Genomic DNA, 14078 nt, shown 5'->3' with positions numbered 1-14078 from the left:
GCGCAGATCTTGCTAGGCGTTGGGTCCATTTAACTGAAAATGCGACGGCGTGGCCGGACTTTGGTCCGGCCACCAGCGCATCGTCCGATTGAAAGCAAAGCAAGGACATTGATGCCCGCGGCCACGGCCGGCGGGCGCGACGGTTTTGGAAAAAGGTCATGCCCCGTCAAAAGAAGAGTTCCAGCCCCGGCGGATCGCAACGTCAGCTGCGCGTCGGCGAAACGATTCGCCATGCAGTTGCCGAGATTCTGTCACAGGGTGAGGTTCACGATCCCGATCTGGAAGGCCACATCATCACCGTTCCCGAGGTGCGTATGTCGCCGGATCTGAAGCTCGCCACGATCTACGTGATGCCGCTCGGCGGCCACGACACCGACACGGTGATATCCGCGCTCGAGCGCAACAAGAAATTCCTTCGCGGCGAGATCGCGCACCGCGTCAACCTGAAATTTGCACCCGACATTCGCTTCCGCGTCGATGAGCGGTTCGACGAGGCGGAGCGCATCGAGAAACTACTGCGGACACCTGCGGTGCAGCGAGACCTTGCACCCGATTCGGACGACGAGTGATGACTGTGATGACGACCAACAGCGTTGTCGACGCGAAGGATGCCGACGCGCGCGACGCTGAGCGGGATGCTTTTGCCGGCCAGCGCACCGACGATGCGCGCCGCACCAACAACGACCCGCGCCAGAAGCAGGGCAGGCAGAACCAGCAGCCGCGCCGCGACAAGCGCGACGTCCACGGCTGGGTGGTGCTCGACAAGCCGATCGGCATGACCTCGACGCAGGCGGTCGCGGTGCTCAAGCGCCTGTTTCAGGCCAAGCGCGCCGGCCATGCCGGCACGCTCGATCCGCTCGCCTCCGGCGGCTTGCCGATCGCGCTGGGCGAGGCCACCAAGACGGTGCCGTTCGTGATGGACGGCCGCAAGCGCTACCGCTTCACGGTGTGCTGGGGCGAGGAGCGCGACACCGACGACACCGAGGGACGGCCGGTCAGGACCAGCGAGAGCCGGCCGACCGCCGATTCGATTAGGGACCTGTTGCCGCGCTTTACCGGGGTGATCGAGCAGATCCCGCCGCAATATTCGGCGATCAAGGTGCAGGGCGAGCGCGCCTATGATCTGGCGCGCGACGGCGAGACCGTGGAACTGAAGCCCCGCCCGGTCGAGATCCACGAATTAACCCTCGTGGAACATGGCGATAACGGTCAGTCCGTGTTCGAGGCCGAGTGCGGCAAGGGAACCTATGTCCGGGCGCTGGCCCGCGATATGGGCCGGATTCTGGGCTGTTTCGGCCATATCTGCGCCCTGCGGCGGACCCTTGTCGGTCCGTTTACCGAACGGGACATGATTCCGCTGGAACAGTTGGAGGCTTTATGCAATAGAGCCGCGTCTGGCGAGGGCAGCCTCGCCGACGCGCTTTTGCCCGTTGAGACCGCGCTGGACGACATCCCGGCACTGGCCGTCACACGGGCTGATGCGGCAAGGCTCCACAGGGGCCAGGCCGTTTTGTTGCGCGGACGGGATGCGCCCAATACCAGCGGCACAGTCTATGTCACGGTGGCAGGCCGGCTTCTCGCGCTTGCCGAAATTGGCAATGGCGAACTCATCCCCAAGCGCGTGTTCAACCTGAACGGACTGACTGCCGGTCCGGCTCGCAACGATGAAAGTAACTGACGATGTCGATTACCGCCGAACGCAAAGCGGAAGTCATCAAGACGAATGCCAACAAAGCCGGCGACACCGGCTCGCCCGAGGTTCAGGTCGCGATCCTGTCGGAACGCATCAATAACCTCACCGAGCACTTCAAGAGCCATGTGAAGGACAACCATTCACGCCGCGGCCTCCTGAAGCTCGTGTCGACGCGTCGTTCCCTGCTTGACTACATCAAGCGCAAGGACGAGGCGCGCTACAAGGCGCTGCTCGAAAAGCACAACATCCGTCGTTGATTTGAGAAGCACGCGCGCGAGGGTTCGCGCGCGTTTTCGCATGATCGTCCGTGAACTCGGGCTTTCGAATTGTCGAAAGATGATCATGCGCAGCATGGCAGTCGCGCCATGCACACTAGCGTCCAGCAGCAATCCGGCCGCTGGACCGGGCAAGATGCCCAGATGACCGAAAGGATGGACGCCATCCGAAATCCAGGGACCATGGCAGGATCGCCGGATGCTGATCGCGACAGCGCATCAGTGTCTCGCCGTCTTGGCATGGTCTTTGTGTTTCAGGGCGCCGTGCTTTCGTGAAACCATGAAAGAAAACCGAAATGTTCAATTCGCATTCCGTCGAAATCGACTGGGGTGGACGTCCCCTCAAACTTGAAACCGGCAAGATCGCCCGCCAGGCCGACGGCGCCGTGATGGCCACCTACGGCGAGACCGTGGTGCTTGCCACCGTCGTTGCGGCGAAGGCGCCGCGCGAGGGCGTCGACTTCCTGCCGCTCACGGTCGACTACCAGGAGAAGACCTACGCCGCGGGCCGCATTCCCGGCGGCTATTTCAAGCGCGAAGGCCGTCCGACCGAGAAGGAGACGCTGGTCTCCCGCCTGATCGACCGCCCGATCCGTCCGCTGTTCGTCGACGGCTGGCGCAACGAGACCCAGGTGATCGTCACCGTGCTCTCGCACGACATGGAGAACGATCCGGACATCGTGTCGCTGGTCGCCGCCTCCGCCGCCCTGACGCTGTCGGGCGCGCCGTTCAAGGGCCCGATCGGCGCCGCACGCGTCGGCTTTGCCAATGACGAATACGTGCTCAACCCGACGCTGGACGAGATGACCGAGACCCAGCTCGACCTCGTCGTCGCCGGCACCGCCGACGCCGTGCTGATGGTCGAATCGGAAGCCAAGGAGCTCAACGAGGACGTGATGCTCGGCGCGGTCATGTTCGGCCACCGCCACTTCCAGCCGGTCATCAACGCGATCATCGAGCTCGCCGAGAAGGCCGCCAAGGAGCCGCGCGAAGTCACCACAATCGACAATTCGGAGATCGAGAAGGAGATGCTCGGCATCGCCGAACAGGAGCTCCGCAAGGCCTATGCGATCCCGGTCAAGCAGGAACGCTATGCCGCGGTCGGCGCCGTCAAGGAGAAGGTGCTGGCGCACTTCTTCCCGGAAGGCCAGGAGCCGAAATACGACAAGCTCCGCGTCGCCGGCGTGTTCAAGGAACTGGAAGCCAAGATCGTTCGCTGGAACATCCTTGACACCGGCAAGCGCATCGACGGCCGCGACGCCAAGACCGTGCGCAACATCATCGCCGAAGCCGGCGTGCTGCCGCGCGCCCACGGCTCGGCGCTGTTCACCCGCGGGGAGACCCAGGCGATGGTCGTGACCACGCTCGGCACCGGCGAGGACGAGCAGTACATTGATGCACTGTCGGGGACGTACAAGGAAACGTTCCTGCTGCACTACAACTTCCCGCCCTACTCGGTCGGTGAAACCGGTCGCCTCGGCGGCACCAAGCGCCGCGAAATCGGCCACGGCAAGCTCGCCTGGCGCGCGATCCACCCGGTGCTGCCGCCGCATCACGAGTTCCCGTACACGATCCGCGTGGTCTCCGAGATCACCGAGTCGAACGGCTCGTCCTCGATGGCCTCGGTGTGCGGCGCCTCGTTGTCGCTGATGGACGCCGGCGTGCCGCTGAAGCGGCCGACCGCCGGTATCGCCATGGGCCTGATCCTCGAAGGTCAGCGCTTCGCGGTGCTGTCGGACATCCTCGGTGACGAGGATCATCTCGGCGACATGGACTTCAAGGTCGCCGGTACCGACCACGGCATCACCTCGCTCCAGATGGACATCAAGATCGAGGGCATCACCGAGGAGATCATGAAGGTTGCGCTTGGCCAGGCCAAGGAAGGGCGCATCCACATCCTCGGCGAGATGGCCAAGGCTCTGACCGCGGCGCGCGCCGAGCTCGGCGAATACGCACCGCGCATCGAGACCTTCAAGATCGCCACCGACAAGATCCGCGAAGTGATCGGCACCGGCGGCAAGGTGATCCGCGAGATCGTCGAGAAGACCGGCGCCAAGGTCAACATCGAGGACGACGGCACCGTGAAGGTCGCCTCCAACGATGGCGAGGCGATGAAGGCTGCGATCAAGTGGATCAAGTCGATCGCCTCCGATCCGGAGGTCGGCCAGATCTACGAGGGCACCGTCGTCAAGGTGATGGAGTTCGGCGCGTTCGTGAACTTCTTCGGCGCCAAGGACGGCCTCGTCCACATCAGCCAGCTCGCGTCCAACCGCGTGCAGAAGACCTCCGACGTCGTCAAGGAAGGCGACAAGGTCAAGGTCAAGCTGCTCGGCTTCGACGATCGCGGCAAGACCCGCCTGTCGATGAAGGCGGTCGACCAGGAGACCGGCGAGGATCTCGAGGCCAAGCAGAAGACCGAAGCGCCGGCTGCGGCGCCGCGCGAAGCTGCCGGCGAGTAAGCCAGGGCCAATCGACTTGCAAATCGACTGTTACGAAAAGGGCGGCCCTGTGGCCGCCCTTTTTGGTTTGCCGAGATCGGACGCAAATCAATCTCCGCTGATCGGCATGCGCGGTTTTGACCCGGCATTGTGACCGGATTCGCTGGAACCCGTTCACAACTCGGGCCTAACATCAGGAAGCTTTCCCAGCACGGAGAACCACGATGTCCTCGATGTCCCGACGCCATTTGATCATCGCAGCAGGCGGCATCGCCGCGGCCGCCGCCACATCGCGCGCAGCGTTCGCGCAGACCACGGCGCAGGCCCCCGCCGGACCGTTCAAGATCGATCCGCTGACCTATCCCACCAATGCGCTGGAGCCGCATATCGACGCCAAGACGATGGAAATCCATCACGACCGGCATCATCAGGCCTATGTCACCAACCTCAACAATTTCGCCAAGGACAATCCGCAGATCGCCGAGAAGCCGGTCGTCGAGGTGCTCGCCAATCTCGGCAGCGTGCCGGAGGCGATCCGCACCGGCGTGCGCAACAACATGGGCGGCCACGCCAACCACACGATGTTCTGGCAGATCATGGGACCGAACGGCGGCAAGGCGGACGGCGAGGTGCTCGCCGCAATCGATCGCGACCTCGGCGGCATGGAAAAATTCCAGACCGATTTCAACGCTGCCGGCGGGCGCGTGTTCGGCTCCGGCTGGGTGTTCGTCACCGTGACCAAAGACGGCAAGCTCGCGATCGAGACGCGGCCGAACCAGGACAATCCGATCATGGACGGCAAGCGCGCGCTGCTCGGCAACGACGTCTGGGAGCACGCCTATTACCTGACCTACCAGAACCGCCGCCCCGATTATCTCAAGGCGTGGTGGAATACGGTGAACTGGAAGGCCGTGGCTGAGCGCTATGCGGCAGCAAAGGCCGGCACGCTCGGCGTGTGAGCCGCCGGGCTCGCCGGTCGCAAACAACTACGCTAGAGTTGAAAGCTCCGCGAGGCGCTCGCGGGCTTTCACCTTTATGCACCCACAGCGTCGCGCCGCCGGCGTCGAACGCGATAGGGAACAATGACGCTGCCGATCATCCGCCCCGCTCGTCCCGACGAACATGACGCGATCGCGCGCGCCTGGATGGCTAGTTGGGTTTCGACCGGGCTCTCGCAAGCCAGCGACAACCTGTTGAACGATCTGCGTGTCCGCTTGCCGCGCGAGATCGCCGGTGGCTGGAGCCTGTTCGTCGTCGACGATCGCGGCGCCATCGCCGCCATGCTGGCGCTGCACCTGCCGACCTCGCTGCTCGATCAGCTGATGGTGGTCCCCGCCTATCAGGGCCGGAGCCTGGGACGCGCGCTGCTTGCCTTCACGCGCCGGCAGATGCCCGACGAGATCTGGCTGAAATGCGTCCGGGAGAACGAGAAGGCGTGGCGCTGGTACGAGCGCGAAGGCTTCATCTTCGAGAAGGAAGCGCCCCATCCGGTCACCGGCTTCATGATGAAGCACTATCGGTGGATGAGAACAAACCGCACATCGGAGGCTAAGCCATGATCAAGCTGTACTGGTCGCCGCGCTCGCGCTCGTTCTCAGCCATCTGGCTGCTGGAGGAATCCGGCCTGCCATACGAACGGGTGCTGACCGACATCAGCACCGGGGCGCAGAAATCGCCCGACTTCCTCAAGATCAACCCGATGGGCAAGGTGCCCGCGCTGACCGACGGCGACGCGCAGCTCGCCGAGGCCGCCGCGATCTGCGCCTATATCGCCGACCGCTATCCCGAGACCAAACTCGCGCCGGCAGCGACGGACCCGAAGCGGGCGCGCTATCTGCAGTGGCTGTTTTTCTCGCCGAGTTGCATCGAGCCGGCGCTGATCCAGCTCTTCACCAAGCTCGAGGTGCCGACCAGCACCGCGGCATGGGGCAGCGCCGCGCAGGTGTTCGACGTGCTCGACGCCGAGTTGCAGAAGGGGCCATGGATCCTCGGCGATCAATTCTCCGCTGCCGACATCGCGATCGGCGCGGGACTGAACTTTGCGGTACGTGTGTTCAAGATGGTGCCGTCGCGGCCGTCATTCGAGGCCTATATCGGCAGCTGCGTGGCCCGGCCCGCGTTCCAGCGCGCAGAGAAGATCGCGGCGGGGTGAGACATGTAGCCCGGATGAAGCGCAGCGAAATCCGGGGCTCTCTGCCACAGAGGGACTGTCCCGGATTGCGCTTCGCTCCATCCGGGCTACGAAGCTGTGATTGCGATGTTTCCCGAACGGCCTAACCCGGCACGACGCGGGGATCGACATCCTGCGTGTAGTCGACGCCGTCGATGCCGAAGCCGAATAGGCGCAGGAACTGGCTCTTGTACTCGCCGAGATCGGCCAACTCGCCGAGCGTCTCGGTGGTGAGCAGTGGCCAGCGCCGCGACACTTCCGTCTGCACCTCGGGCGACAGCTCCCAGTCGTCGACCCGGACGCGCTGCGCGTCATCGAGCTCGACGCCCTTACCGAGCTTCGTCCGGAACAGGCGATCGATCTGCTCGATGCAGCCTTCGTGGAGACCGAGCTGCTTCATCACCTTGAACAGCACCGTGCCATAGAGCGGCACCACCGGAATCGCCGAGCTCGCCTGGGTGACCACGGCCTTCAGCGCGACGACGCGGGCGACGTCCGCACCGAGCCGGCCGCGGATCGCTTCCGCCTTGCTGTCGAGATCGACCTTGGCGCGGCCGAGCGTGCCGTTCCAGTAGATCGGCCAGGTCAGTTCACTGCCGATATAGGTGTAGTTGAGCGTCCGGAAGCCCGGCGCCAGCACGCCGGCATCCGCCAGCTGATCGATCCAGCGCTTCCAGTCGTCGCCGCCCATCACCGCGACGGTGGCCGCGGTTTGCTCCTCGCTGGCCGGTTCGAGCGTGGTCTGGAACACCTCACCGGTCTCGGTGTCGAGCGTCTTGATCTCGACCGGGGCGCCCAGCGGCTTGATCACCGAACGATAGGTCTTGCCGGTGTCGGGATCGGTCCGGACCGGAGCGGCCATGCTGTAGACCAGCAGGTCGAGCTGTCCGAATTTCTCGCGCACGCGCTCGATGAAGGTCGCCTTCAGCTCGTCGGAGAAGGCGTCGCCTTCGAGCGTGAGCGGCGAGCGTCCGATCTTCTGGGCCTCGATCTCGAAGGCGCGGTTGTTGTACCAGCCGGCGCTGGCGCTTCTCTTTTCCGACGGCTCGCGCTCCAGCGACACGCCGATCGTATCGGCGCCGCCGGCGAAGGTCGCGACGATGCGGCTCGCGAGGCCATACCCCGTCGAGCAGCCCAGCACGGCAACGCGCTTCGGGCAGTCGGCGACCGGGCCCTGCTTCAGAACATAGGCGATCTGTTCGCGGACATTCGTGGCGCAGCCGACGGGATGTGCCGTCGTGCAGATGAAGCCTCGCACGCGCGGTTCAATAATCATTCCCACCCCATTCCGGATCGTTGCAATGTTCCCATTCGCTGCCCGCGGACCTCCCTCAGCAAGCGAGGAGAGGCGAAATCACGCGTCAAGCCGCCTGAACACCAGCGTCGCGTTGGTGCCGCCGAAGCCGAACGAGTTCGACAGCACGGTGTTGAGCTTGGCGTTGTCGATGCGCTTGCGCACGATCGGCATGTCGGCAAACACCGGATCGAGTTCGGTGATATGCGCGCTCTCGCAGATGAAGCCGTTGTTCAGCATCAGCAGCGAATAGATCGCTTCCTGCACGCCGGTGGCGCCGAGCGAGTGGCCGGTCAGCGCCTTGGTCGCCGAGATCGGCGGGCACTTGTCGCCGGTGCCGAACACCTTGCGGATCGCCTCGATCTCCGGCGGATCGCCGGCGGGCGTCGAAGTGGCATGCGGATTGATGTAGTCGACCGGCGTGTTCACCGTCGACATCGCCATGCGCATGCAGCGCTCGGCGCCCTCGCCCGATGGCGCCACCATGTCGTAGCCGTCGGAGGTTGCGCCGTAGCCGACGACCTCGCCATAGATCCTGGCGCCGCGCGCCTTGGCATGCTCGAGCTCTTCCAGCACCACGACACCCGCGCCGCCCGCGATGACGAAGCCGTCGCGGTTGAGATCGTAGGGACGCGAGGCGGTGGCGGGCGTGTCGTTGTATTTCGAGGACATCGCGCCCATGGCGTCGAACAGCACCGACAGCGTCCAGTCGAGTTCCTCGCAGCCGCCGGCGAAGATGACATCCTGCTTGCCGATCTGGATCGTCTCATAGGCGTTGCCGATGCAGTGGTTCGACGTCGCGCAGGCCGACGAGATCGAATAGTTCACGCCCTTGATCTTGAACCAGGTGGCGAGCGTCGCCGACGCGGTCGAGGACATGCCCTTCGGCACCGCGAACGGACCGACGCGCTTCGGGCCCTTGGCGCGCGCGATGTCGGCGGCCTCCACCAGCGTGCGCGTCGACGGACCGCCGGATCCCATGATGATGCCGGTACGGATGTTGGAGACTTCGCTTTCCTCGAGGCCCGAGTCGCGGATCGCCTGTTCCATCGCAACGTGATTCCACGCCGCACCTTCGGCAAGGAACCGCATCGCGCGGCGATCGATCACCTCGGCAGGATTGAGTGTCGGCGCACCGTGCACCTGCGAACGGAAGCCGAGTTCGGCGGCCTTCTCCGCGCGCGAAATGCCCGACTTCGCCTCGTAGAGGCTCGCAAGCACTTCCTGGGTGTTGTTACCGATGGACGAGACAATACCCATCCCCGTGATGACAACCCGCCTCATGTTCGCCTCGCCCTGCCTTTATGTTGCCGCATGATGATCCTGCTCAAGATGGAGCCGTGCCCTGCTTGAACAACCCGACCTTCAAGTCCTTGGCGCGATAGATAATCTCGTCGTCCATGGAAAGCCACCCGTCGGCAATTCCAAGCACGAGCTTTGACCGCATCACGCGCTTGATATCGATGTTGTACACAACCTTGCGCGCTTGCGGCAGCACCTGTCCGGAGAACTTCAGCTCGCCGAGGCCGAGCGCGCGGCCACGACCTTCGCCACCGATCCAGCCGAGGTAAAAGCCGACCATTTGCCACATGGCATCGAGGCCGAGGCAGCCCGGCATCACCGGATCATTCTTGAAATGGCAGCCGAAGAACCAGAGATCCGGTTTCACCTCGAGCTCGGCGCGCACCAGCCCCTTGCCGAACTCGCCGCCATTCTCCGAAATCTCGCTGATGCGATCGAACATGAGCATCGGCGGCAGCGGCAACTGGGCGTTGCCGGGACCGAAAAGCTCGCCCCGCCCGCAAGCCAGCAAATCCTCGTATTCGTAACCGCCGCGCCGATCCAGCATCCTCTTTCCACCTCTGATGTCCCGATGAGCGCTTTGCTTGGTCGGACCTTGATCTACCCACGGGAACCGGAATAACCCGTCCCGCATCTTGGCGCTACCTGGGTACGCTACGGCCTGTTATCTCTGCCGAAAGCGCATATGTGGTCCGCGCGCTCTCTAACATAGCGCCAACTGGGCGGCAAAGCGGCATTCCGAGGATAAATGACCGCTTCTCCTTAGGTTTCTACCGCAGCTTGGATTCGTTCTAGTTGCGAAAAACTTGCATCTGATAGGCATCCTTTTTATATTTATGAAGAATATTGCCTGAGTTGGGTGCATAGAGTGGATATGAACGAGGAAGTACCGGCTGTGAACGATGATGCCGTGCACCCGGCTGCCCGGGGCGCTGGGCACCACCCTGCCCTGACCGGCTGTCCGTGGCATGACGTCAACGAGATGTTGCAGTCTGCCGGTCTGCGGCCGACCCGCCAGCGCATGGCGCTGGGCTGGCTGCTGTTCGGCAAGGGTGCCCGCCACCTGACCGCTGAAATGCTGTACGAGGAAGCCACGCTGGCCAAGGTTCCGGTATCGCTGGCGACCGTCTACAACACCCTGAACCAGCTGACCGATGCCGGCCTGCTGCGCCAGGTCAGCGTCGACGGCACGAAAACCTATTTCGATACCAACGTGTCGACGCACCACCACTTCTATCTCGAGCACAACCACGAGCTGGTCGACATTCCCGACCCGAACCTTGTGCTGTCGAAGATGCCCGACGTGCCGGAAGGCTACGAGATCTCCCGCGTCGACATGGTGGTGCGGCTGCGCAAGAAGCGCTGAATCGTCTTACCGTCGATTTGAGTTGTGATGGCCGGGCTCGTCCCGGCCATTGTCGTTCGGGACGAGGAAAACTCAGTCCACCTTCTCGTCGGCGTAGACGCCCCAGAGGCGCTGCTGCTCGATCCAGCCGTCGAACCCGCTGCCGGTGACCCGGCACCAGTTATTGGCGCATTTCTTCACCTGCGCGACGACGCCGGCCTGCAGGCGCGCCGCGACGGCGCTGGTGGCATCGGGACGATCGTAGAGCGAGGCCAGATCGTCCTTGTTCTTCATCGTGACGACGGCGGTGCGGCGGCCGGACAGCAGGGAATGATAAACCCAGCCTTCGGCACCCTCGGAATCGCGCACCCGGCGCCAGTTCTCGAACTCGGCGGTAATTTCGACCGGCAGCCCCGACCGCGTGTAGACCCAGGCGACGTCATTGTCCTTGGTCGGGCCGGCCCGGACGTTCACGTGATCCGACTTCAGGCTGACATAGCGTGGGATCGGCAGGCCGCTGGTGGTGGGGCTCAAATCCTTGGCGGAATGTCCGGGCATGACCGACGCACTCAGCATGCTTCCGACCAGCGCCACCAATGAACCGAAACGCCAGAACGCCACCATCAACCCGTCTCCTGCCGAGATGCCCAACCCGCATTCGGCGAACCGCAACCCAAACCACGCCCGAAGGCCCCAGCGCCCGCGCCCGTTCGCTCCCGCACTGCATGCCCGAGGGGTTCTTGTCTTGGCCCGGCCTTCTGCTAGAGAGGACGGAACGCCTGAGAGCCAGAACACCCGAATTTCCCGTCGTTTCGCCTTGGCGAAAAGCCGGGGCAAGTATCGGGGAACCCTAGGAAACGCGAAGGAAACGCCGGGACAGCGCGGCTATCAGCAGTGTCGAACAACCGGGTTAATGAGGCCTGAACGGTTTGTTTTTTGGCAAGCCGCGCGCCCCATGAAAGCAGGACATGTCGGTGAAGAAAAAGCCTCTCGTCGTCGTCACCCGCAAGCTGCCGGACTCGATCGAGACCCGGATGCGCGAGCTGTTCGACGCCAGATTGAATCTCGACGACACGCCGATGACGCCGGAGCAGATCGCCGAGGCGGCGCGGACCGCCGACGTGCTGGTGCCGACCGTGACCGACATGGTCCGCGAGGACGTGATCAATCAGCCCGACTGCAAGCTGAAGATGATCGCCAATTTCGGCAACGGCGTCGACAATATCGATGTCGCCGCGGCGCATGCCCGCGGCATCACGGTGACCAACACGCCGAAGGTGTTGACCGAGGACACCGCCGACATGACCATGGCGCTGATCCTTGCGGTGCCGCGGCGCCTGATCGAGGGCGCCTCGATCCTGACCGAAGGCAGGCAGCACTGGGCGGGCTGGTCGCCGACCTGGATGCTCGGCCACCGCATCGGCGGCAAACGGCTCGGCATCGTCGGCATGGGTCGCATCGGCCAGGCCGTGGCGCGCCGCGCCCGGGCCTTCGGCCTGCAGATCCACTATCACAACCGCCGCCCGGTGGCGCCCATGATCGCCGAAGAGCTAGGGGCCACCTATTGGGAAAGCCTCGACCAGATGCTGGCGCGGATGGACATCATCTCGGTGAATTGCCCGCACACGCCGGCCACCTATCACCTGCTCTCGGCGCGGCGGCTCAAGCTGATCCGCAAAGAGGCCTATGTCGTCAACACCGCGCGCGGCGAGGTGATCGACGAGGACACGCTGATCAAGCTGATCGAAGCCGGCGATATCGGCGGCGCAGCCCTCGACGTCTATGAGCACGAGCCGGCGGTGAACCCCAAGCTGGTGCGGCTCGCCAAGGCCGGCAAGGTGACGCTGCTGCCGCATATGGGTTCGGCCACCATCGAAGGCCGCGTCGAGATGGGCGAGAAGGTGATCATCAACATCCGAACCTTCCTCGACGCCCACAAGCCGCCGGATCGCGTGCTGCCGAGCATGCTGTAAGCGCTCGTAGCCCGGATGGAGCCAACGGGTCGCGCGAACGCGCGCCCGATGACAGGCTCCGCGCAATCCGGGACCGCTTCTTTCCATAACCTCCCCTTGAAAAGGGGAGGTCGCTTTGCTCGCCAGAGCAAAGCGGGTGGGGATCATCTCTCTCCACGAGAGACGGTGCGTGTGGCTGACCCCCATCCCGACCTTCCCCCTTTCAGGGGGAAGGAGAAGAGAGATCTGTAGCCCGGATGGAGCGCAGCGAAATCCGGGGCCTGTATCCGCGGACAGGCCGCCCCGGATTACGCTTCGCTCCATTCGGGCTACGAGACGTGGGTAGTCACATGCGACAGCCCTGCCGTCGCAGGGGCGAGCTGCCAAAATATCGAAAATAACCCCATGCAAAGGAGCCGGTGCGGCCGGCGAGGCGCATGCTGCGATCACGCATTCGGTGTCGCCCCTGCGAACGCACGGACCCATAACCGCAGGGCCTTGTTGCTGCAAAGGCCGTGGCCCCAGCGCTGCAAGGCAATCTGTATTTGTGGTTATGGGTCCGGCCTTCGCCGGGACGACGATGTGGCGAGGTCCTGCTCTACTTCTTCCGTCGCGCCTGCTTGCGCCAGTCGGCGACGAACGACACGAACGCGGCGAGCGCCGGCGGCGGCTGACGGCGGCTCGGATAATAGAGGAACGGTCCGTCGAACGGCGGGCACCAGTCGTCGAGCACGCTGACCAGCGCGCCGGATTTGACGCCGTAGCGGACATAGCCCTCGAACGTCGCCCAGTAGCCGACGCCGTCATGAACCGCACGCAGCGCGAGGCCGAGATGGGTCGCGGTCAGCCTGGCCGGCGGCGAAATCTTCACCACGCGGCCGTTCTTCTCGAACTCCCAATCGAACATCACACCGTTGCTGAAGCGGCTGCGGATGCAGGGGTGCGCCAGCAGATCTTTCGGATGCATCGGCCGGCCGTGCTTTGCGACATACTCACTGGACGCCACGATCGCGTAACGTTGCGGCGCGCCAAGCGGAACCGCGACCATGTCCTGTGCCAGGTGCTCGCCGTAACGCACGCCGGCGTCAAAGCCCTGCGCGACGATGTCCACGAACGCACTCTCCGCAACGACGTCGAGCTCGACCCGCGGATATCTGGCGAGGAACGGCGCGATCATCGGCGCCAGCACGAGATCGACCGCCGGCGGCGGCGCGTTGATGCGCAAGCGTCCCGACGGCTCGGCGCGCAGGCCGCGCACCTCGGTGATCGCATCGGCAACATTGACCATGGCCGGCGCGACGCGGGCCAGCAGCAATTCGCCGGCTTCCGTCAGTGCGACGCTGCGGGTGGTGCGGTTCATCAGGCGGACGCCGAGCCGCTCTTCCATGTCGCGCAGGCGCTGGCTGAGGCTGGAAACCGAGACGCGCTGCTCGAGCGCCGCACGCCGGAAATTGCGCGTGCGCGCCACCGCCACGAAGGCGTCGAGGTCGCGAAGGTCGAAATCCTGCATTGTTCGATATAGTGAACAAGCCATTCGCGATTGTCCAGCTTATCGTCCGAAACCGTCCGGCCCATATCACCTCGGCATTTAGCGACGGATTTCCGCCGC

14 protein-coding genes are annotated in these 14078 nt (G+C 64.1%); 9 read left to right on the top strand and 5 right to left on the bottom strand.

The window, feature by feature from the left end:
• Nucleotides 1-158: 158 nt before the first annotated feature.
• The 7 genes from rbfA to J2R78_RS17515 all read left to right on the top strand — a co-directional run bounded on the left by rbfA (nucleotide 159) and on the right by J2R78_RS17515 (nucleotide 6558).
• Nucleotides 159-569: a 30S ribosome-binding factor RbfA gene (gene rbfA, locus J2R78_RS17545; RefSeq protein WP_253605841.1), complete on the top strand. Its 411-nt coding sequence runs from the start codon at nucleotides 159-161 to the stop codon at nucleotides 567-569.
• Nucleotides 569-1678 (top strand): tRNA pseudouridine(55) synthase TruB, encoded by a 1110-nt coding sequence (gene truB, locus J2R78_RS17540; protein WP_253609844.1) that lies wholly within the window; start codon nucleotides 569-571, stop codon nucleotides 1676-1678. Before rbfA ends, truB begins: the two co-directional genes overlap by 1 nt.
• A 2-nt stretch (nucleotides 1679-1680) precedes the next feature.
• Nucleotides 1681-1950, top strand: a complete 270-nt coding sequence (rpsO, locus tag J2R78_RS17535; protein WP_016844725.1) for a 30S ribosomal protein S15 — start codon at nucleotides 1681-1683, stop codon at nucleotides 1948-1950.
• A gap of 314 nt (nucleotides 1951-2264) precedes the next feature.
• Complete coding sequence (gene pnp / locus J2R78_RS17530; protein WP_050383431.1) at nucleotides 2265-4427, top strand: polyribonucleotide nucleotidyltransferase; 2163 nt, start codon at nucleotides 2265-2267, stop codon at nucleotides 4425-4427.
• Between the two features lie 203 nt (nucleotides 4428-4630).
• Nucleotides 4631-5365 (top strand): superoxide dismutase, encoded by a 735-nt coding sequence (locus J2R78_RS17525; RefSeq protein WP_092081026.1) that lies wholly within the window; start codon nucleotides 4631-4633, stop codon nucleotides 5363-5365.
• Between the two features lie 123 nt (nucleotides 5366-5488).
• A complete protein-coding gene (locus J2R78_RS17520) occupies nucleotides 5489-5965 on the top strand; it encodes a GNAT family N-acetyltransferase (RefSeq protein ID WP_253605839.1) in 477 nt (158 codons plus the stop codon).
• Complete coding sequence (locus tag J2R78_RS17515; RefSeq protein WP_253605837.1) at nucleotides 5962-6558, top strand: glutathione S-transferase family protein; 597 nt, start codon at nucleotides 5962-5964, stop codon at nucleotides 6556-6558. The genes J2R78_RS17520 and J2R78_RS17515 overlap by 4 nt, the downstream gene beginning before the upstream one ends.
• A 121-nt stretch (nucleotides 6559-6679) precedes the next feature.
• Here J2R78_RS17515 and fabV read toward each other — a convergent pair whose 3' ends face one another.
• The 3 genes from fabV to fabA all read right to left on the bottom strand — a co-directional run bounded on the left by fabV (nucleotide 6680) and on the right by fabA (nucleotide 9719).
• Entirely contained in the window at nucleotides 6680-7852 is a 1173-nt protein-coding gene (gene fabV, locus J2R78_RS17510; RefSeq protein ID WP_253605835.1) for an enoyl-ACP reductase FabV, read from the bottom strand.
• A gap of 78 nt (nucleotides 7853-7930) precedes the next feature.
• Complete coding sequence (fabB, locus tag J2R78_RS17505) at nucleotides 7931-9154, bottom strand: beta-ketoacyl-ACP synthase I (protein WP_092081034.1); 1224 nt, start codon at nucleotides 9152-9154, stop codon at nucleotides 7931-7933.
• A gap of 43 nt (nucleotides 9155-9197) precedes the next feature.
• Nucleotides 9198-9719, bottom strand: a complete 522-nt coding sequence (gene fabA / locus J2R78_RS17500) for a 3-hydroxyacyl-[acyl-carrier-protein] dehydratase FabA (protein WP_057015289.1) — start codon at nucleotides 9717-9719, stop codon at nucleotides 9198-9200.
• Between the two features lie 327 nt (nucleotides 9720-10046).
• Between fabA and irrA the strand changes: the two genes are divergently transcribed.
• Nucleotides 10047-10538 carry an iron response transcriptional regulator IrrA gene (gene irrA, locus J2R78_RS17495; protein ID WP_026192029.1) on the top strand — a complete coding sequence of 164 codons (492 nt, stop codon included), beginning with the start codon at nucleotides 10047-10049 and terminating at the stop codon, nucleotides 10536-10538.
• Nucleotides 10539-10610: 72 nt separating this feature from the next.
• Here the strand turns inward: irrA and J2R78_RS17490 are convergent, their stop codons facing one another.
• Nucleotides 10611-11138 (bottom strand): SH3 domain-containing protein, encoded by a 528-nt coding sequence (locus J2R78_RS17490; protein ID WP_092081303.1) that lies wholly within the window; start codon nucleotides 11136-11138, stop codon nucleotides 10611-10613.
• 347 nt (nucleotides 11139-11485) lie between these two features.
• On the opposite strand from J2R78_RS17490, the gene J2R78_RS17485 reads away from it, so the two are divergent.
• Nucleotides 11486-12490, top strand: coding sequence for a D-glycerate dehydrogenase (locus tag J2R78_RS17485; RefSeq protein WP_253605834.1), 1005 nt, complete (start codon nucleotides 11486-11488; stop codon nucleotides 12488-12490).
• Nucleotides 12491-13067: 577 nt separating this feature from the next.
• On the opposite strand, the gene J2R78_RS17480 is transcribed toward J2R78_RS17485, so the two are convergent.
• Entirely contained in the window at nucleotides 13068-13979 is a 912-nt protein-coding gene (locus J2R78_RS17480) for a LysR family transcriptional regulator (protein WP_253605833.1), read from the bottom strand.
• Nucleotides 13980-14078 lie beyond the last annotated feature (99 nt).

Origin of the sequence: Bradyrhizobium sp. USDA 4538 (assembly GCF_024171045.1) — a bacterium.
In the GTDB taxonomy this organism is placed as follows: domain Bacteria; phylum Pseudomonadota; class Alphaproteobacteria; order Rhizobiales; family Xanthobacteraceae; genus Bradyrhizobium; species Bradyrhizobium australafricanum.
The sequence above is the reverse complement of the archived record's forward strand: the minus strand, read 5'-3'. Positions and strand labels throughout refer to the sequence as shown.

Coding starts and splice junctions, on each gene's coding strand:
- J2R78_RS17485 (WP_253605834.1), top strand. CDS start 11,486: ATGTCGGTGAAGAAAAAGCCTCTCGTCGTCGTCACCCGCAAGCTGCCG.
- irrA (WP_026192029.1), top strand. CDS start 10,047: ATGAACGAGGAAGTACCGGCTGTGAACGATGATGCCGTGCACCCGGCT.
- J2R78_RS17525 (WP_092081026.1), top strand. CDS start 4,631: ATGTCCTCGATGTCCCGACGCCATTTGATCATCGCAGCAGGCGGCATC.
- J2R78_RS17520 (WP_253605839.1), top strand. CDS start 5,489: ATGACGCTGCCGATCATCCGCCCCGCTCGTCCCGACGAACATGACGCG.
- rpsO (WP_016844725.1), top strand. CDS start 1,681: ATGTCGATTACCGCCGAACGCAAAGCGGAAGTCATCAAGACGAATGCC.
- J2R78_RS17515 (WP_253605837.1), top strand. CDS start 5,962: ATGATCAAGCTGTACTGGTCGCCGCGCTCGCGCTCGTTCTCAGCCATC.
- fabA (WP_057015289.1), bottom strand. CDS start 9,719: ATGCTGGATCGGCGCGGCGGTTACGAATACGAGGATTTGCTGGCTTGC.
- pnp (WP_050383431.1), top strand. CDS start 2,265: ATGTTCAATTCGCATTCCGTCGAAATCGACTGGGGTGGACGTCCCCTC.
- fabV (WP_253605835.1), bottom strand. CDS start 7,852: ATGATTATTGAACCGCGCGTGCGAGGCTTCATCTGCACGACGGCACAT.
- truB (WP_253609844.1), top strand. CDS start 569: ATGACTGTGATGACGACCAACAGCGTTGTCGACGCGAAGGATGCCGAC.
- J2R78_RS17480 (WP_253605833.1), bottom strand. CDS start 13,979: ATGCAGGATTTCGACCTTCGCGACCTCGACGCCTTCGTGGCGGTGGCG.
- rbfA (WP_253605841.1), top strand. CDS start 159: ATGCCCCGTCAAAAGAAGAGTTCCAGCCCCGGCGGATCGCAACGTCAG.
- fabB (WP_092081034.1), bottom strand. CDS start 9,154: ATGAGGCGGGTTGTCATCACGGGGATGGGTATTGTCTCGTCCATCGGT.